The 17,192-nt window shown below is 72.9% G+C and carries 20 protein-coding genes and 3 tRNA genes; 9 read left to right on the forward strand and 14 right to left on the reverse strand.

The window, feature by feature from the left end; all coding sequences use genetic code 11:
• Window position 1: 1 nt before the first annotated feature.
• The 6 genes from ACFQH9_RS13185 to ACFQH9_RS13210 all read right to left on the reverse strand — a co-directional run bounded on the left by ACFQH9_RS13185 (window position 2) and on the right by ACFQH9_RS13210 (window position 5,930).
• Entirely contained in the window at window positions 2–1,585 is a 1,584-nt protein-coding gene (locus ACFQH9_RS13185; RefSeq protein WP_379566318.1) for an acyl--CoA ligase family protein, read from the reverse strand.
• 36 nt (window positions 1,586–1,621) lie between these two features.
• Window positions 1,622–1,813 (reverse strand): ferredoxin, encoded by a 192-nt coding sequence (locus tag ACFQH9_RS13190; protein WP_233306242.1) that lies wholly within the window; start codon window positions 1,811–1,813, stop codon window positions 1,622–1,624.
• A complete protein-coding gene (locus tag ACFQH9_RS13195) occupies window positions 1,810–2,211 on the reverse strand; it encodes a hypothetical protein (protein ID WP_379566319.1) in 402 nt (133 codons plus the stop codon). The genes ACFQH9_RS13190 and ACFQH9_RS13195 overlap by 4 nt, the downstream gene beginning before the upstream one ends.
• A 282-nt stretch (window positions 2,212–2,493) precedes the next feature.
• Entirely contained in the window at window positions 2,494–3,135 is a 642-nt protein-coding gene (locus tag ACFQH9_RS13200; RefSeq protein ID WP_379566320.1) for a class F sortase, read from the reverse strand.
• A complete protein-coding gene (locus tag ACFQH9_RS13205) occupies window positions 3,132–3,914 on the reverse strand; it encodes an excalibur calcium-binding domain-containing protein (protein WP_379566321.1) in 783 nt (260 codons plus the stop codon). The genes ACFQH9_RS13200 and ACFQH9_RS13205 overlap by 4 nt, the downstream gene beginning before the upstream one ends.
• Window positions 3,915–4,028: 114 nt before the next feature.
• Window positions 4,029–5,930 carry a propionyl-CoA synthetase gene (locus tag ACFQH9_RS13210; RefSeq protein WP_379566322.1) on the reverse strand — a complete coding sequence of 634 codons (1,902 nt, stop codon included), beginning with the start codon at window positions 5,928–5,930 and terminating at the stop codon, window positions 4,029–4,031.
• Window positions 5,931–6,173: 243 nt separating this feature from the next.
• Between ACFQH9_RS13210 and ACFQH9_RS13215 the strand changes: the two genes are divergently transcribed.
• A complete protein-coding gene (locus ACFQH9_RS13215; protein WP_379566323.1) occupies window positions 6,174–7,478 on the forward strand; it encodes a GDSL-type esterase/lipase family protein in 1,305 nt (434 codons plus the stop codon).
• Window positions 7,479–7,574: 96 nt separating this feature from the next.
• On the opposite strand, the gene ACFQH9_RS13220 is transcribed toward ACFQH9_RS13215, so the two are convergent.
• The 3 genes from ACFQH9_RS13220 to ACFQH9_RS13230 form a co-directional block, all read right to left on the reverse strand.
• The gene (locus tag ACFQH9_RS13220) at window positions 7,575–7,940 is read right to left on the reverse strand and encodes a hypothetical protein (RefSeq protein WP_379566324.1); all 366 of its coding nucleotides are present in this window, start codon (window positions 7,938–7,940) and stop codon (window positions 7,575–7,577) included.
• An 80-nt stretch (window positions 7,941–8,020) separates the two neighbouring features.
• Window positions 8,021–8,239: a heavy-metal-associated domain-containing protein gene (locus ACFQH9_RS13225; protein WP_379566325.1), complete on the reverse strand. Its 219-nt coding sequence runs from the start codon at window positions 8,237–8,239 to the stop codon at window positions 8,021–8,023.
• Between the two features lie 30 nt (window positions 8,240–8,269).
• On the reverse strand, window positions 8,270–8,551 hold the full coding sequence (locus ACFQH9_RS13230) for a metal-sensitive transcriptional regulator (protein ID WP_037051449.1): 282 nt from the start codon (window positions 8,549–8,551) through the stop codon (window positions 8,270–8,272).
• A 339-nt stretch (window positions 8,552–8,890) separates the two neighbouring features.
• Between ACFQH9_RS13230 and ACFQH9_RS13235 the strand changes: the two genes are divergently transcribed.
• The 4 genes from ACFQH9_RS13235 (at window position 8,891) to ACFQH9_RS13250 (ending at window position 9,590) form a co-directional block, all read left to right on the forward strand.
• Window positions 8,891–9,136, forward strand: coding sequence for a hypothetical protein (locus tag ACFQH9_RS13235; RefSeq protein WP_379566326.1), 246 nt, complete (start codon window positions 8,891–8,893; stop codon window positions 9,134–9,136).
• Window positions 9,137–9,326: 190 nt separating this feature from the next.
• Window positions 9,327–9,399: transfer RNA gene (locus tag ACFQH9_RS13240), tRNA-Glu, on the forward strand.
• Between the two features lie 15 nt (window positions 9,400–9,414).
• A tRNA-Asp gene (locus ACFQH9_RS13245) sits at window positions 9,415–9,488 on the forward strand.
• Window positions 9,489–9,516: 28 nt separating this feature from the next.
• Window positions 9,517–9,590 (forward strand) — tRNA-Phe (locus tag ACFQH9_RS13250).
• Window positions 9,591–10,047: 457 nt separating this feature from the next.
• On the opposite strand, the gene ACFQH9_RS13255 is transcribed toward ACFQH9_RS13250, so the two are convergent.
• Window positions 10,048–10,701, reverse strand: a complete 654-nt coding sequence (locus tag ACFQH9_RS13255; RefSeq protein ID WP_379566327.1) for a formylglycine-generating enzyme family protein — start codon at window positions 10,699–10,701, stop codon at window positions 10,048–10,050.
• Between the two features lie 82 nt (window positions 10,702–10,783).
• Between ACFQH9_RS13255 and ACFQH9_RS13260 the strand changes: the two genes are divergently transcribed.
• The 3 genes from ACFQH9_RS13260 to ACFQH9_RS13270 all read left to right on the forward strand — a co-directional run bounded on the left by ACFQH9_RS13260 (window position 10,784) and on the right by ACFQH9_RS13270 (window position 12,708).
• A complete protein-coding gene (locus ACFQH9_RS13260; RefSeq protein WP_379566328.1) occupies window positions 10,784–11,215 on the forward strand; it encodes a DUF6194 family protein in 432 nt (143 codons plus the stop codon).
• A gap of 151 nt (window positions 11,216–11,366) precedes the next feature.
• Window positions 11,367–11,897: a hypothetical protein gene (locus ACFQH9_RS13265; RefSeq protein ID WP_379566329.1), complete on the forward strand. Its 531-nt coding sequence runs from the start codon at window positions 11,367–11,369 to the stop codon at window positions 11,895–11,897.
• Between the two features lie 469 nt (window positions 11,898–12,366).
• A complete protein-coding gene (locus ACFQH9_RS13270; RefSeq protein WP_379566330.1) occupies window positions 12,367–12,708 on the forward strand; it encodes a hypothetical protein in 342 nt (113 codons plus the stop codon).
• A 130-nt stretch (window positions 12,709–12,838) separates the two neighbouring features.
• Here ACFQH9_RS13270 and ACFQH9_RS13275 read toward each other — a convergent pair whose 3' ends face one another.
• The 3 genes from ACFQH9_RS13275 to ACFQH9_RS13285 all read right to left on the reverse strand — a co-directional run bounded on the left by ACFQH9_RS13275 (window position 12,839) and on the right by ACFQH9_RS13285 (window position 15,782).
• Entirely contained in the window at window positions 12,839–13,858 is a 1,020-nt protein-coding gene (locus ACFQH9_RS13275; protein WP_379566331.1) for a sigma-70 family RNA polymerase sigma factor, read from the reverse strand.
• Window positions 13,859–14,124: 266 nt separating this feature from the next.
• Window positions 14,125–14,961 carry a mycofactocin-coupled SDR family oxidoreductase gene (locus tag ACFQH9_RS13280; RefSeq protein WP_379566332.1) on the reverse strand — a complete coding sequence of 279 codons (837 nt, stop codon included), beginning with the start codon at window positions 14,959–14,961 and terminating at the stop codon, window positions 14,125–14,127.
• The gene (locus ACFQH9_RS13285; RefSeq protein WP_379566333.1) at window positions 14,958–15,782 is read right to left on the reverse strand and encodes a mycofactocin-coupled SDR family oxidoreductase; all 825 of its coding nucleotides are present in this window, start codon (window positions 15,780–15,782) and stop codon (window positions 14,958–14,960) included. The genes ACFQH9_RS13280 and ACFQH9_RS13285 overlap by 4 nt, the downstream gene beginning before the upstream one ends.
• A 175-nt stretch (window positions 15,783–15,957) precedes the next feature.
• On the opposite strand from ACFQH9_RS13285, the gene mftR reads away from it, so the two are divergent.
• The gene (gene mftR / locus ACFQH9_RS13290; RefSeq protein WP_379566334.1) at window positions 15,958–16,584 is read left to right on the forward strand and encodes a mycofactocin system transcriptional regulator; all 627 of its coding nucleotides are present in this window, start codon (window positions 15,958–15,960) and stop codon (window positions 16,582–16,584) included.
• Window positions 16,585–16,957: 373 nt separating this feature from the next.
• Here the strand turns inward: mftR and ACFQH9_RS13295 are convergent.
• The coding region (locus ACFQH9_RS13295; protein ID WP_379566335.1) for a hypothetical protein at window positions 16,958–17,192 on the reverse strand (235 nt) is incomplete at its 5' end.

A 17,192-nucleotide genomic window follows, 5' to 3' on the forward strand; every position in this document is an offset into this window, starting at 1 on the left:
CTCACCGGGTGGCCCGGGCGCGCAGCTCGAACTTCTGGATCTTCCCCGTGGAGGTCTTGGGCAGCTCCTCGACGATCTCCACCTCCCGCGGGGCCTTGTAGCGGGCGATCTTCGCCTTCACGTGGTCGATCAGCTCCTCGGGCGTGGCCTCGCCCCCGGGCGCCAGCACCACGAACGCCTTGGGACGCTCGCCCCACTGCTCGTCCGGCACGCCGATCACCGCGGCCTCCAGGACCGCCGGGTGCGACACGACGGCCTGCTCGACCTCGACCGTGGAGATGTTCTCGCCGCCGGAGATGACGATGTCCTTGGCGCGGTCGCGCAGCTCCACGTAGCCGTCCGGGTGCATCACGCCCAGGTCGCCGGAGTGGAACCAGCCGCCCTCGAACGCCTTCTCGGTGCCAGCCGGGTCCTCGTAGTAGCCGGTCATCACGTTGTTGCCGCGCATGACGATCTCGCCCATCGTCTGCCCGTCCCGCGGCACGTCGCGCAGGTTCTTGTCCACCACGCGCACCCGGTCGGTCTGCAGCATCCCGACGCCCTGCCGGGCCTGCAGGCGCGCCCGCTCCTCGGCGTCGAGCGCGTCCCAGGCGCGCTGGTACTGGTTCACCGAGTAGGGCCCGTAGGTCTCGGTGAGCCCGTAGACGTGCACGATCCGGAAGCCCATCCGCTCCATCTGCAGGATCGTGGTCGGGCTCGGCGGGGCGCCGGCGGTGGTGACGACGAGCTGGTAGTCCAGCTTCGTCGCCTGCTCCGCGCGCATGATCGTGGTGACGACGGTGGGCGCGCCGTTCAGGTGCGTGACCCGGTGCTCCCTGATCAGCTCCCAGATCCGGTCGCCGCGGACCTCGCGCAGGCAGACGTGGGTGCCGCCGATACCGGTCAGCGCCCAGGGCGTGCACCAGCCGTTGCAGTGGAACATCGGGAGCGTCCAGAGGTAGACGCTGTCCGGCGTGTGCGCCGAGTGCACGATCTCGCCGAAGGAGTTCAGGTACGCGCCGCGGTGCGAGTACTGCACACCCTTGGGCTTGCCGGTGGTGCCCGAGGTGTAGTTGATCGAGATCGTCGAGTCCTCGTCGGCGACCTCCCAGGGCAGCGGGTCGTCCGAGCCGCGGGCGAGCAGGTCGTCGTAGCGCACACCGGAGCCGGTGCCGTCGCCCGGGTTCGCCGGGTCGACCACCGTGATGATCTCCTCGACCGTCTTGAGCTCCCGGACGACCGGCTCGACCTGGGGGTACAGCGCGGCGTCGACCACGAGCACCTTCGAGCCCGAGTGGTCGAGGATGTAGCGGATCTCCTCGGTGGACAGCCGGGTGTTGATCGCGACCAGGATCGCCCCGGCCAGCGGCACGGCGAAGTGCGCGACCAGCATCTCGGGGAGGTTGGGCAGCAGGTACGCCACCCGGTCCCCGCGCTCGACGCCGGAGCCGCGCAGCCCGTGCGCCACCCGGGTCGTCTCCGCGGCGAACTCCGCGTAGGTCCAGGTGCGGTCGCCGTAGACGATCGCGGTCTTGCCCGGGTACACCTCGGCCGAGCGGCCCAGGAAGCTCAGCGGCGTCAGCGGCGTGGTCCAGACCGTGTCCATCCGCCGATCCTCGCCGCTGGCCCCGGGGCCCGGCAACTATCCCTCGAGTGTGATGGCGGCCTTGGGACAGGCCCGGACGGCCTCCTCGACCTTACCGCGCAGCTCCTCCGGCGGGTTCTCGTCGAGGATGTAGAGGAAGTCGTCGTCGCGCACCTCGAAGACCTCCGGTGCGGCGGCCATGCACAGCGCGTTGCTCTCACACAGGTCGAAGTCCACGTGAACCTTCATGGCGTCAATGGTGGACCTGCGGGGTCGAGGGCGGGTGACTCAGGACACCCTTGCCTGGAGGCCGCGCCGGGTAGGCGCGGCGCGGCCGCGCGGGTGCTCGGGCAGGGGGCCCGGTCGCCCTCCGCACGGGCGGCCGCGGCGGCCCGGACGGCGCCGGCGAGGGCCAGCGGGGCGGGTGCCTGCGGGGTGGTGACGGGGGTGCGGGGCCGATGCGCCGACGGGTGCAGACCGCCTGGCACGGCCTCGCGGAACGCGGCGGTGGCCAGCCGGGCGGGCGGCGCGGGGCCCGGCGTGCCGGTGTCGACGACGAGCGCTGCGCCGGTCAGGCCGCCGACCGCGGCCACAGCCAGGATCGCCGCCAGCACCGCGGGCAGCCGCGGGCGGAGCGGGTGACGCATCGGAGGTCGGGTCCTCTCCGGTGGGATGCGACGGCCGAGGGGGGAGCGTGCCGTCGTTCCCTCATCGCAGGTCCCGGACCCGGGTGTTACACGTTCGGGTGAACGGGCCGCCGTGCCGCCGGACGGGGCACGAGCGGTCCGCTGCATGATCCACGTCCGGCCGGCGGAAGGTCGGCTCTCCGGGCATTTCCGCCGCCCGAACGTGGATCACGATCGCGCCCCCGGCCGGAAGGGTCTCCCCGGGCCGGCGGCCCGCCGCGAGGGCGGTCACGGGACGGGTCGTCAGGCGGTGCCGGTCAGGCGGGCGTAGACCACGACGTTGTCCGCGTAGGAGCGGGTGGTGCCGTCGAAGGCGCCGCCGCAGGTGATGAGCCGCAGCTCGGCGCCCGGGGTGTCGCCGTAGACCTCCTCGGTCGGGAAGCCGGACTTCGGGTACTGCGCCACCCGGTAGGCGGTGAACAGCGCGGTGGTGCCGTCGGCACGGGCCACCCGGATCTCGTCGCCGACCGCCACCGCGGAGAGGCGGTGGAAGGTCCCGGGCACGCCGGCGTAGTCGACGTGCGCCGCCAGGACGGCCGGACCGGTCGCCCCGGGCGTGGGTCCGAGGCCGAACCAGCCGACGGTCGTCGCGTCGGCGGGGACCTCGAGGGCGCCGTCGGCGGTCAGGCCCAGCTTCAGCAGCGGGCCGGACGCGACGCCGATCGAAGGGACCTCGAGCCGCTCGGGTGCCGACGCGGCCAGGGACGCCGCGGACGCGGCGGGTGCCTGCGCGGTGGTCTGCACCCCCGCACCCGACGCCGCGGCGCCCGGCGTACCGGGCTGTGGTGCGCTGCAGCCGGCCAGGGCCGCGAGGAGCGCGGCGGCGGCCAGCAGGCGCAACCGGCCCGCCCGGCCGGCGCGCGACGAGATCCGGGCGGTGCTCATCGGAGGCCGGCCCCGCCCGTCGCGACGCCGCCGACCGGGTACACCGCGACCTGGCGGCCCTCGGTGCCGAAGCTGTCCTCGCAGGCGATGCCGTCCGAGTCGGCGTCGAGCCGCTCCGGGTCCGAGGGGTCGGCCATCAGCACGGCCTGGGCCTCCGCCTGGGTAACGAAGTCGGCGCAGTCCCGGTCGCCGGCCACGACGACGGCGGCCGCGTCGACCGAGGTGGGGTCGCCGCCGTCGGTGGTGCCGTGGTCGTCCCGGTCGTCCCGGTCGTCCCGGTCGTCCCGGTCGCCGTGGGCGTCGCGGCCGGACCAGCCGGTGTCGTGGCGGTCGTCCCGGCCGCCGTGGCCGTCACGGCCGCCCCGGTCGTCCCGGTCGTCCCGGCCGCCGTGGTCGTCCTTGCCGCCGTGGTCGCCGTGGCCACCGCCGTTCCCGTGGTCGTCGCCGTGCGACGGGGGCGTGGTCGGCTTCGGCGTGGCCGGAGTGGGCTTGGGCGTGGTCGGCTTCGGCGTCGTGGTCGGGGTGGACCCGGGAGCGCCCTGGAGCGTCTCGCAGGCGATCCCGTCGCCGTCCTCGTCGAGGGCGTGCGGGTCGCCGGAGCCGGCGCTCAGGAAGAAGTTCTGCGCCTCACGCCAGGAACCGAAGTCGGAGCAGTCCTTGTCGTTCGCCGTCGGCTGCGCGAGCGCGGGCGCGGTGGCTCCGAACAGCAGCGCGGCCGACACGGAGGCGAGCAGCGCGGCGGTACGGACGAGGGGGCGTGCGGGGGCACGAGTGGGCATCGATGTCCTCTCGACGTGATCTCGGCCGCCGGGTCTTCGCGGCGGCCGACCCACTCATCGCAAGGAATTACCTCCGTATTACCCCGTCTCATCCATCTTTGGTACGTACGTCCGCTAGTCCTTGCGGAGCACCGGCCGCAGGGTGTCGAGGACCGAGGCGTCGTCGATGGTCGAGGGCACCGGCTCCTCGAGGCCGTCGGCGATGCCGCGCATGGTCTTGCGCAGGATCTTCCCGGAGCGGGTCTTGGGCAGCGCCGGGACGATCGCGACCTCCTTGAGCGAGGCCACCGCGCCGACCTGGTCGCGCACCATCTGCACCAGCTCGGCGCGCAGCTTGTCCTCGTACCCCTCCGCGGAGGCCCCTTCTCGATCCATGACGCCGGCCTTGAGGACCACGAACCCGCGCGGGATCTGGCCCTTCATCTGGTCGGCCACGCCGATGACCGCGCACTCGGCCACGTCCGGGTGCGAGGCCAGGACCTCCTCCATCCCGCCGGTCGAGAGCCGGTGCCCGGCGACGTTGATGACGTCGTCCGTGCGGCCCATGACGAACACGTAGCCGTCCTCATCGATCCGGCCGCCGTCGCCGGTGAGGTAGTAGCCCTCGAACGCCGACATGTACGACTTGACGAACCGCTCGTCGTCGTTCCACAGCGTGGGGAAGGCGCCGGGCGGGAGCGGGAGCTTGGCGACGATCGCGCCGTCCTGGCCCGCCGGGACCGGCTTGCCGTCGATGTCGAGGACCTGGATGTCCCAGCCGGGCAGCGGGCGGGTCGGCGAGCCCGGCTTGATCTCCAGCAGCTCGATGCCCGCGGGGTTCGCGACGATCGGCCATCCGGTCTCGGTCTGCCACCAGTGGTCGATCACCGGGATGCCCAGCAGCTCCGAGGCCCAGCGATAGGTCTCCGGATCCAGCCGCTCCCCGGCCAGGAACAGGTACTTCAGGCCCGAGAGGTCGTACTTGCGGGGGTACTCGCCGTTCGGGTCCTCCTTCTTCAGGGCCCGGAACGCGGTCGGCGCGGTGAACATCGACCGCACCCCGTACTCGGACATGACCCGCCAGAACTGCCCGGCGTCCGGGGTGCCGACCGGCTTGCCCTCGTAGAGGATCGTGGTCGCTCCGGCCAGCAGCGGCGCGTAGACGATGTAGGAGTGCCCGACGACCCAACCGACGTCGGAGGCGGTGAAGATCGTCTGGCCGGCGGAGACGTCGTAGACGTTGGGCATCGACCAGGCCAGCGCGGTGGCGTAGCCGCCGCCGTCGCGGACCACACCCTTGGGCTTGCCGGTGGTGCCGGAGGTGTAGAGCACGTAGAGCGGGTCGGTGGAGCGCACCGGCACCGGGTCGGCCGGCGACGCCTTCGCCACCGCCTCGGCCCAGTCGACGTCGTTGTCACCCATGGCGGCCTCGGCCTGCGGGCGCTGCAGGATCACCTGGCGGTCGGGCTTGTGCGCGGAGAGCTCGATCGCCTTGTCCAGCAGCGGCTTGTACTCGATGACCCGCTTGCCCTCGATCCCGCACGAGGCCGAGACGACGACCTTCGGCGCGGCGTCGTCGATGCGGACCGCGAGCTCCTTGGCCGCGAACCCGCCGAACACCACCGAGTGCACCGCGCCGAGCCGCGCGCAGGCCAGCATCGCGATCGCGGCCTCGGGAACCATCGGCATGTAGATCACCACGCGGTCCCCGTGCCCCACCCCCAGCTCGCGCAGCACCCCGGCGAAGAGGGCGACCTCGTCGCGCAGCTGGGAGTAGGTGTAGGTCCGCTTGGTGTCGGTGACCGGCGAGTCGTAGATCAGCGCCGCCTGCTCGCCCCGCCCGGCGTCGACGTGGCGGTCCAGCGCGTTGTGCGCGACGTTGATCTCCCCGTCCGGGAACCAGCGGTAGAACGGCGGGTTCGACTCGTCCAGTGCTCTCGTCGGCGGCGTGTGCCAGTCGAGCGCCTCCGCCGCCCGCAGCCAGAACCCCTCCCGGTCCTCCACGCTGGCCCGGAAAACGTCCTCGTACGCGCCCACAACGGCCTCCCGATCCCGAACGTCCTCGCACTTCCCGGCCCCTGACCCTAGGCCGAACCGGGCCCGCGCGGGGCGGTGAACCGTCCCTTCGGTGAGGCGACGGACCGTCATGAGTGGTCGACGTAACGTCACCACTCGGATGGCCGATAGGCCGAGCGGCGCGCGAGATCGTTCGTTCGGGTGAGGAGAACGCCCCGCCGGCACGCCCCGGTCGGGTGATCCGTGATCGGCGAAGGGGTGTAGGTGGACGCTCTGCACCGGTTCCGGGGTGGTCGGGGACTGGCGGCGGGCCTGGTGGCGGCCGCGGCCGTGTTCGGCCTGGCCGTCGCGCTGCTGCCGCTCGGGTCGACGGGCGCGTCCGGCGCCGAGCACGCGGGCGCGCCGGTGCCGTGCGGTCCCGCCTGGGTCGCGGCGTGGCGGACCAGCCCGCAGGCCGGTCAGCCCGCCGACCTGGCCGGGCGCACGCTGCGCATGGTGGTGCGGCCGCAGGCCACCGGCTCCGGGCTGCGGATCCGGGTGTCCAACCGGTTCGGCACCCAGCCCCTGCGGATCGACGCCGCGTCCGCGGCCGAGGCCGGCTCCGGCGCCGCCCTCGTGCCCGGCACCGTGCGGCCGGTCCTCTTCGCGGGCGCGCCGGCCGTCGTCGTGCCGCCGGGGCAGGAGCTCACCAGCGACCCGGTGGCCTTCGTCGCCCAGCGCGGCACCCCGCTCGCGATCAGCCTGTACCTGCCGGCGGAGCCGGACCAGGTCGCCGTGCACCCGGTCGCCCTGCAGACCTCGTACGTGTCCGGGCCGGGGGACGTCACCGACTCGGCCGAGCCGGACCCGTTCCGCCGCGCGGTCTCCTCGTGGTTCGTGCTCACCGGCGTCGACGTCCTGGCGCCCCGCGCCGAGAACGCCGTTGTCCTGGTCGGCGACTCGATCACCGACGGCGTCGGCAGCGACCCCGACCGCGACGACCGGTGGTCCGACGCGCTGGCCGGGCGGCTGACCGGCGGGCTCGCCATGCCCGTGCTCAACGCCGGCATCTCGGCGAACCAGCTGCTCGGTGGCGGGACCGGGGAGGCCCCGGCGGCCCGCTACCCGGCGGACGTCGCCTCGGTCCCGGGCGCCGCCGACGTCGTCCTGCACATCGGGACCAACGACCTCGCCGCCGGTCGCGACGCCGGGGAGATCGTCACCGGGCTGATCGCCTACGCCGACCGGGTGCGCGCCGACGGGCGCCGGATCTTCCTCACCACGATCACGCCCTCCACCGCGGGTCCGCACGGCGCGCCCTTCGCGGTGGTGCAGCGGGAGGCGGTCAACCGGTGGATCCGGACGGAGGGGCCGGCGCACGCCGACGGCGTGTTCGACTTCGCGGCCGCGGTGGCCGACCCGGCCGATCCCGGCCGGCTCGCGCCGGCGTTCGACTCCGGCGACGGCCTGCACCTCTCCGCGGCCGGATACCGGGCGCTCGCGGACGCCGTGGAGCCGACGCGGCTCACCGGCAGCCCGTGCCTGGCCGAGGGCGACGCGGCGAAGGTGCTGGTGTCGGCGCCGCGCTGAGCGAGGGGCCCAGGTTCGCCTCCGGTCCGGCTCGAGCTCGGCGTCGAGGTCCGGGCCGAGAGGCGGAGCCGGGTCCCCGCGGGGTGCGGGAGCGGGTCAGCGGCGCCGACGCAGGCGGAGCTGGGCCCTCCGGCCGGCCTCGGCCGCGGTGACCGGCATCGGCCCGGTCGGCGCGTCCTCCTGCTCGAGGCGTTCGAGCACCCACTCGGTGGCCAGCGCGCCGGGCGAGATCCCGCGCTCCTCGGCCACCCGGCGGAGCTGCTCGATGCGCAGCGCCGGCAACCGGAGCTGGAAGACCTGCGCGGTGCCGAAGCGGCCGGTCGTCTCGGTGGCACCCGGTGCGGCGTCGCGCGCGAGGGCGGCGAGGTAGGAGTCGAGCTCCGGGTCGTGCTGCTCGAGCCCGTCGGCCCTGCGGGCGGGCGCGCCGTGGCGCGACGGGCGTCGTTCCCGGAAGCCTGCCATGCGGGGAGGGTAACCGCGCGCCGTCACCCGGACGCACGAACGGCACCCCCGAACGAGGGTGCCGTCGCGGTGGGGCGGGCTCAGGCCAGCGAGTAGCCGGCCTCGACGACCGCGGCCTCGATCTCGTCGCGGCCGATCTCGCGGTCGGCGGTCACGGTGACGGCGCCGCTGGCCAGGTCGACCTCGACCGAACGGACGCCGGCGACCTCGCCGACCTCCTCCTGCACCGAACTGGTGCAGTGTCCGCAGGTCATGCCGACGACCGTGACGGTGGTGCGGAACGGGGTCTCGACGCTCATGGGTGGGGAGCCTCTCGGGTGCGCGGGTGGTCAGGACTTGACGAGGCGGGCGATGGCGTCGGCGGCCTCCTTCACCTTCGCCGCGCCCTCCTCGGGGTCGTTGCGGGCGGCGTCGACGACGCATCCCGCCATGTGCTCGGAGAGCAGCTCGAGAGCGAAGGACTGCAGCGCCCGGGTCGCCGCGGAGACCTGGGTGAGGACGTCGATGCAGTACACGTCGTCGTCCACCATGCGTTGCAGGCCGCGGATCTGGCCCTCGATGCGGCGCAGCCGGCGCAGATGGGCCTCGCGGGCGTCGGAGTAACCGGGCATCGCGTTCCTCCCTGGGTCGCCCGTGATGTCGCTCTCGGGGACGACTATACCCCGAGGGGGTACGAGCGTCCCTGGGGCGGCGGTGTTCGCACCGTGGCGATCGTGTGACGCACCGTCGTCGTCCTCACCCGGGAAGGGGCATGCGAGGCGGGTCTCGGATGGGTAACGTTCCGGCCACGGCCACGGGGGTGGCCGCAGGGTGTACGCCGGTCACGGGACGCGGCGCCGGTCGGGGGATCGGCGACCGCGCGCTCGGTCGTGCCCGTCTCCGCCCTGGGGTCGCCCCGGGTCGCCAGGGTCGCGACCGAAGGGGAGACGTCGTTGAGCGGGATCGACAGCGTGAGGGGCAGTTCGGTCGGCGGGGTCGCGAACGGGGTCGCCGGCAGCGGCGAGGACCGGACCTCCGGGGCGATCCCCGGCCCGCGCAACGCGGCAGACGCCTACCGGGTCTCCGACGACGAGGTGCACCGCGCCCGGCTCGTGGTCGCCGAGAACTCGCAGGACCCGGACGATCTCCGGCTGCTGCTCGACATGCTCGGGCTGGTGTCCGCCAACCCGGACCTGCCGCCGCCGGTCTGCCGCTGAGAGGTGTACCGCAGGTCACACTGCGGCCCGACCGGGCCGAACGGTCCCGATCGGCGCCACCGCACACGGTGTGACCTGCGGGAACGCGGTAAGAGGGGGGCGATTTGGGGCCGCGTGAGGGCGTGTCATATGCTTTCCTCGCTCCCAACGGACAGCCGTTGGAGGTCGAGGAACACCAGTGGTGATCCGAGCCCCCATCGTCTAGCGGCCTAGGACTCCGCCCTTTCAAGGCGGCAGCGCGGGTTCGAATCCCGTTGGGGGTACGGTGACAACAGCAAGGCCCAGTGGCGCAGTTGGTTAGCGCGTCGCCCTGTCACGGCGAAGGTCGCGGGTTCGAGTCCCGTCTGGGTCGCTCCACTCTCTCGGTTCTCCGGAGCCAGGGCCAGGTAGCTCAGTTGGTACGAGCGTCCGCCTGAAAAGCGGAAGGTCGGCGGTTCGACCCCGCCCCTGGCCACACCTTCTCACCAGGCACTTCTCTCAGCCTGGCTCTCCCGAAATCGCTCAGCTGTCGCAGTCGCTGCGGCACCGGTGTCATCCGAGGAGTCCTGCGGCTGCCAGGTCGGGACGAGATGCCGAAGCGCACAGTGCCGCCTCCCTTGTTCTCGACCTCGAAGTCCCCGATCCACCCTGCAGCGATCGAAGCGGCTGAGACGCGGATCGCAGGCGGGTGGAGCGAGGGTCCGGTCGCGCTGACGATCGGCACGATGCTCGAGTGGAAGGCCGGGCACAACGACATCACGGTCTCGGAGGCCACCCGGGGGCCGTGCTTCGCGGACCTGAGGTGGAAGACGGTCTGGCGGAGGAGCCGAGGGCGAGCCGATCGAGATCACCGGTCGTGGACCGGGCCGGTCGGAAATCGACCGTCGGTGTCCACGATCGGTGATCGTCCGCTCCGTCGCACCGAGGGCCGGTCAGGCCGAGCGGGCGAGGCGGAAGCCGAGGTCGTCGATCCGGAGCGTCGGGTGGCTCTTGCGGCGGCAGGAGGCGCGGCAGGCCCGGGGCGGGTCGAACCTCCCGCCGCCCCGGAACACGCGGTAGGGCCCGTAGACCTCGGTGTCGAACCGGTCCCAGGGCCACTCCCAGACGTTGCCGATCATGTCGTGCAGGCCCCACGCGTTCGCGGCGCGTGTGCCGACCTCGTGCGGGTGCCCGCCGGAGTTGGCGCGGTACCAGGCGATGTCGTCGAGCCCGCCCGGGCGCACGTCCGTGCTGCCGGCCCGGCAGGCGAGCTCCCACTCGGCCTCGGTGGGCAGCCGGTAGCCCGTGGCCGACCGGTCCCACTCGACGTCCAGTCCGTCCGGGTCGCTGCCGAGGGTGGAGCAGGGGTGGAGACCTTCGGCCGCCGACCGGGCGTTGCAGAAGCGGAGCGCGTCGAACCAGGAGACTTCGGTGACCGGCAGCCGGCTGTCACCGTCGTGGTACTCCCCTACGGTCACCGGGACGGGCGCGAGCCGGAGGGCCGGCACCTCCACCTGCCAGATCGTGCGGGTGCCCTCGTCACGCAGCGCGATCCGGCCGGCGGGGATCGCGAGCAGGGGAGGCGCCGGGCGCGCCGACGCCGTCATGGCCCAGTCTGCCGGGCCGGCGGTGTCGTGTCCGGTCCTCTGTTCGAGTCTCAACCCGCACTTCAATGACATGGTCGAAGGCATGGACATCGACGAGCTGCGCCGGCGCATCCTCGCCGGCTGTCCGGGCGCGGTGGTGCTGGAGGCGGCCGGAGACCTGTTCTTCGTCCACGACCCGCACGGCGACCTGCCCGACGAGCGCAAGCAGCCCTTCGCCACGATCGTGACCGGCGACCGGTACGACGACGTCTCGGACCTCGACCGGCCCGGCGTCTTCCGGCTCAACCTCGGGGTGTCGAAGGCGCGCTACGCACAGCTGGCGTTCGGCGCCGACCTCACCGCCCTCGACGAGTTCCTGCCGCACCCGATCTACGCCGGGCGACACTGGATCTGCGTGCTCGTTCCGGGCTCGCGGACCACCGGCCTGCTCGACGACCTGATCGCCGAGGCCCACGGGCTGGCGCGGCGCAAGGTGGAGAACTGGCGAGCCCGCCGGGCCGCGTCCGACACCTGATCTCCCGCGGTCCACCGCGCACGCCTACGCCCGGGGGAGTACACCCTCCGGCCGCAACGCGTCCCATGCGGTACGGGCACAGCCCTCCCGGGCCCGATTCGCCCGTGCACCGGCGCTGCGACCCTCGGGACATCCTGGTCGAGGAGGGGACATGACCGCCGTGACCGCCCGCCCTCGCGCCGTGCGCGACCCGATCCGCCTGCCCGTGCCCCGGGCGGTGCGCCTCGCCCTGCTGGTGGCGCACGTCGTGGCGACGGCGGCGTGGATCGGGCTCGACGTCGCCCTCGCGGTCCTGGTGTTCGTGCCGATGCTCGAGCCGTCCTGGACCGCGGCCTGCCACCAGGTGCTGCCGCTGCTGTTCTGGCCACTCCTCACGGTGGCGGTGCTGAGCCTGCTCAGCGGGGTGGCGCTCGGGCTCGTGACGCGGTGGGGGCTGGTCCGGTACTGGTGGGTGGCGATCAAGCTGGTGCTGAACCTGGTGCTCGTGACCCTGGTCGTGGTGCTGCTGGGGCCCGGTCTGGACGACGCCGGGCGGCACGGCCGGGCCCTCGCGGCGGGGGTGCCCGATGCCGTCGAGGTCCCGCGGCTGTTCATGCCGCCCTCCGTGTCGGTCACCCTGCTCGTGCTCGCCACGGGGCTGTCCGTGTGGAAGCCGCGCGGCCGGGTCCGGCGAACCCGCTAGCCGACGTGCCGGATCTGCGGCCGCAGCCCACGGGGCGAAGGACGGAGGTACGGCTGTGTCCCCGGTCGCACTCGGTGACTGCGAGCTGCTCACGACGGGTGCGCCGACCGGCCGAGTCGGCGGGTTCGTGATCCGTCGAGCGCACCCGATCGTGGTGCGGTCGCCCCCGTGTCGGGAACACGTCAACACGAAGAGTGACACAACAAAAGGATATGCGGCCGAACGGGTCATGATTCACTGCAAGGAGTGACGACGTTCGGATGGATGAGATTGACATCCGCGGCCATCCGTGCCCGAAGAGACCAGTATCCTGACGGAAAGTAATGCCATACACACGATAGTGGTAGACGGCTCGGTAGTTCGGTCGTGGGGCGGATAGCTTTTCCGTCATCAGCGGGGCTCCCCAAGTCACACGCTGAAACACGATGGGTCCACGAACCGGATCCCCGTACGTAACAGGAGAAGCACTGTGCTGAAGAAGGCTGGGATCGTCACCGTCGGCGTCGCTGCGAGCCTCGTTGCGGTGTCCCCGCTCGCGTTCGCCGGTGACAAGGGCCACGGCCACCACGAGGCCGACAAGGACATCAAGAACATCGGCCTGATCAGCGACGGCGGCTCGTCCGCCAACGGCCTGATCGCGGTCAACGCCCTGAACGACGCCGAGGTGCTCAAGAACGTCAACGTCTGCGGCGTGGACGTCGACGCGGCCCTCAGCGTGCTGGGCATCCTGGGTGGCCAGGCCGCCAACGACGCCGCCCCGCAGAGCACCTCCTGCGACGCCGGCGACGTCCAGGGCATCTGGCAGCGCTGACGCTCAGCGTCCAACCGGGGATGACGCACCGGACCCGATTCCCGGGTCCGGTGCGTCCCGCGTTCTCGGCGCCTTTCCCGCGCCGTTCCCCGCCGTTTCTCGTCGACCTCGCGGAAACGGCGGGAAACGGTCAGGAACCGGGCGGGAGCTCCGCGGGCAGCCCGAACAGAGCGAACAACCTGGTGTCGAGGAACGTGCTGATCCCGGCGATCCGATCGCCCTCGATCCGCAGCACCTGCAGGCCCCACGGCCGGTGCACGCCGTCCGGGTGCAGCCGGTACTGCCCGAACGCCGGAGCGCCGTTGGCCGAGGTGGGCAGCATCCGCGAGCCGCGGCACTCCGCGCCGGGGCCCAGCATCCACGCCAGGATGTCGTCCCGGCCCTTGAGCCAGAGCTCGAGCGGCGGCATGTTCTGCTCGGCGTCCTCGTGCAGCAGTGCGACGAGCGTCTGCATGTCGTAGCTCTCGAACGCCGCCACGTACTTGGCGAGCAGTTCCACGTGGTCCTCGGGAGGCGGAGACGCCGCCGCGTCCTCGGCGCCGCCGATCCCGCGGTCGTCGAGGGTGGCCCGTGCCCGCTGCAGCGCGCTGTTCACCGAGGCCACCGAGGTGCCGAGCAGCTCGGCCACCTCCGCGGCCTTCCAGCACAGCACCTCGCGCAGGATCAGCACGACCCGCTGGCGCGGGGGAAGGTGCTGCAGCGCCGCGACGAACGCGAGCCGGATCGACTCCCGCGCCACCGCGGTGTCCGCCGGGTCCGAGCCCGACGGGGTGACCCGTGCGTCCGGCATCGGCTCGAGCCACGTGTCGTCCGGCAGCGGCTCGCGCAGGTTCTCGGCCCTCGGCTCGGACGGGCCGCCGAAGTCCATCGGCACGGCGCGGCGCTTGCGCCCGTTCAGCGCGTCGATGCAGACGTTCGTGGCGATCCGGTACACCCACGAGCGCAGTGACGAGCGCCCGTCGAACTTGTCCAGGGCCTTCCAGGCCCTGATCATCGTCTCCTGCACGGCGTCCTCGGCCTCGAACGAGGAGCCGAGCATGCGGTAGCTGTAACCGGTCAGCTCGGCGCGGAAGCGCTCGAGCTGCGCCTCCAGCTCCGCGCGGTCCGGCGGCCTCGACACCGCGGCCGACGTGGTCGTCGTCGCGCTCATGACCCGGGTCCCCCCTCGGCTCGACGGGCCGGAGTGGGAGTGTCCGGCCTCACCCCCGAGAGTGTGCCCGGTCCCCCCGACAAAATCAGGTGCGTATCGGCGATGCGGCCGAATCCGACGGCCGGGCGGCAGGACCGGCACCACGGGGCTACCCGCGCCGACGCTCCCTGTGATCGTTCCGGCACCGGCCGTGCACGGCCCGGGAGCCGGGGGCGGCCGGCGTTGCCGTGCCCCCGGCTCCTTCTCCTACCGGCCGCCGTGTCTCCCTACTTGACGGTGTAGCCGGCATCGACCGGCAGCGTCACCCCCGTGATGTAGCGGGCCTCGTCCGACGCGAGGAAGAGGATCGCGTTGGAGATGTCGATCGGCTCGACCCACGGCACCGGCAGCGCGTTCGTCGACTCGAAGATCGGGGCCGCGGACTCCCGCGTCGGGTGGGGGTTGTCCGGCTCGAACAGTCCCCAGGTCTTCTCGTTCTGGATCATCACCGTGTCGACGCCCGTCGGGTGCACGGTGTTGCAGCGGATCGAGTGCGCGGCGAACTCGTTCGCGAGGGTCCGCATGATCCCGACGACGCCGTGCTTGGCCGCCGTGTAGTGCACCGTGTTGGGCGTGCCCTTGAGCCCCGCGGTGGAGCTGGTGATCACGATGGACCCGCCGCGACCGCCCTCGATCAGGTGCGGCAGGGCCGCCCGGCAGGTGTTCCAGACGCCCGTCAGGTTGATGTCGATCATCTCGCGCCAGGCGGCGTCTGTGAGCTCGAGCGCCGGCTGGATCTCGAACACGCCCGCGTTGGCGCACACGATGTCCAGCCGCCCGAGCTCGGCGACCCCGGCGTCGACCGCGGCCTGCAGCGCCGCGGAGTCCCGGACGTCGACCTTGGTGGTGACCACCCGGCGGTCGAGCTCCTCGATCAGCTTCGCGGTCTGCTCGAGGTCCTCCTCGGTCGCCGGCGGGTACATCTCGATGCTCGGTACGGGCTCGCAGATGTCCACGGCGATGATGTCCGCGCCCTCCTGGGCCAGCCGCAGCGCGTGGCTGCGGCCCTGGTTGCGGGCGGCGCCGGTGACGAACGCGACCTTCCCCTCGACCCGCCCGCTCATCGGACCGTGAACCCGGCGTCGACGGGCAGGGTGGTGCCGGTGACGTAGCGGCCCTCGTCGGAGACGAGCCACGCGATCGCGTTGCTGACGTCGCGCGCCTCGATCACCGGCACGTCCATGAGGTTCGCGAGGGCGTCGCCGACGTCCGCGGACTCGGCCAGGAACTTCTCGACCACCGGGTTCACGATCATCGGCGTGTTCACGCCCGTCGGGTGGATGCTGTTGACCCGGATGTTGTGCGGCGCCAGCCAGTGCGCGAAGGTCCGCATCAGCCCGACGACCCCGTGCTTGGCCGCGCAGTACCCGTCCATCGCCCCGCTGCCGTCGCCGCCCCGGCCGGTGAGGCCCTGGGTGGAGCTGGTCAGCACGATCGCGCCGCCCCGGCCCTGCTCGATCATCGTCGGCGCGGCGGCGTGGACCGTGTTCCAGACGCCGGTGAGGTTGATGTCGATCAGCGTGCGGAACACGGCGGCCTCGTTGCCGTCCTCGGCCGTGCCGATCGACGCGATGCCGGCGTTGGCCAGCACGATGTCGACCCCGCCCAGTGCCGCGACGCCGTCCGCCACCGCCGCGTTCAGTGCCTTCTCGTCCCGGACGTCGGCCACGTGGGCCACGATCCGGCGGTCCAGCTTCTCGACCTCCGCGACCGTCTCGTCCAGGTCCGCCCGGGTCGACATGGGGTAGGCGACCGTGTCCACCTGCGCACAGATGTCGACGGCGATGATGTCCGCGCCCTCCTCGGCGAGCCGGACCGCGTGGCTGCGGCCCTGCCCGCGCGCGGCTCCGGTCACCAGGGCGACCTTGCCCTCCAGCTTGCCCAACGTGTGCTCCTCCCGGCTTCGTCGCCGACTGTCGACCGATTGTTAGACGTTCGGTCGCGTTGCGCCCCGGTGATCACGGCGGCACCCGGTCGTACGATGACCTCGACGACGGGCGCCGCGGGTGAGCCCGGTCTCACCGACGTTAGCCCGGCGTCCCCGGGCGGAGGAAGGGCCGATGTCCGCTGTCGCTGACGATCACGGGGTGGGGCCGCGCCGCGCCGGGCGCCGGCCGGTGACGAGCCGCTCGGAGATCGAGCACATCGCCCTGGACCTGTTCACCGAGCGCGGCTTCGACACGACGACGGTCGACGACGTCGCGCACGCGGCCGGGATCGGCCGGCGGACCTTCTTCCGCTACTACGCCTCGAAGAACGACGTCCCGTGGGGCGCCTTCGACGAGATGCTCGAGCGGATGCGGGAGCGGTTCGCCGCGCTGCCCGCAGACGTCCCGGTGATGGAGGGCATCCGGGCCACGGTCCTCGACTTCAACGACGTCCCCCCGTCGGAGCAGCCCTGGCACCGGCAGCGCCTGCGGCTGATCCTCGAGACGCCCACGCTGCAGGCCCACTCGACGCTGCGGTACGCGGAGTGGCGGCGGGTGGTGGCGGACTACGCGGGGGCGCGGCTGGGGCAGCCCGCCACCGCCCTGCTCCCGCGCACCCTCGGCCACGTCTGCCTCGGTGCCGCGATCTCGGCCTACGAGCAGTGGCTCCGCTCGGACGACGTCGAGCTCCGCGACCTGCTGGACGAGGTCATGGTCGCCCTGCAGAACGGCTTCGCCGACACCCGGGCGGTGAGCTGAAGCTCCGCCCGACGAGGGCGCCTCCCGCGAGTCGGGCGTTCTGGCACCGCGAGTCGGGAGCTCTGGCATCGCGAGTCGGGCTTTGGGCTCAAAGGGTCCGCAGGTTGGGGAGCACCTTCCCCATGATCGTCACGAGTGGTGGGCCAGGGTCGGTCGGACAACCGCAGCGGCACCCCGCGACGATCATGATCACGCTGACCGGCGCTGACCGGCGCTGACCGGCGCTGACCGGCGCTGACCGGCGCAGACCGGCGCTGACCGGCGCAGACCGCGCTGACCGGCGGGACTGCCGTGACGGCCGCGCGGGACGGCGGCCCGGTCGCCGAGGAGCCGGGCGACCGGGCCGCGAGATCTGCGCGCCGCGCGCGGGGGATCAGCCCACCGGGGCCGCCGGAGCCGCGTCGCCCGGCGCGGGCGCCGGGGGCACGGCGGGAGCCGGGGGTACGGCGGGAGCCGCCGCGGCCGCGGGCTCGGGCACCGGCGGGAGGGCCGGTTCGGGGACCGCGGGCAGGGCCGGGTCGGCCGGCAGGGCGGGCACCGCCGGGGCGTCGACGGGCAGCGCCGGATCGACCGGGAGCGCGGCGCCCGGGTCGGGGATCGGCGGCAGG

The organism is Pseudonocardia lutea, from assembly GCF_042658055.1.
In the GTDB taxonomy this organism is placed as follows: domain Bacteria; phylum Actinomycetota; class Actinomycetes; order Mycobacteriales; family Pseudonocardiaceae; genus Pseudonocardia; species Pseudonocardia lutea.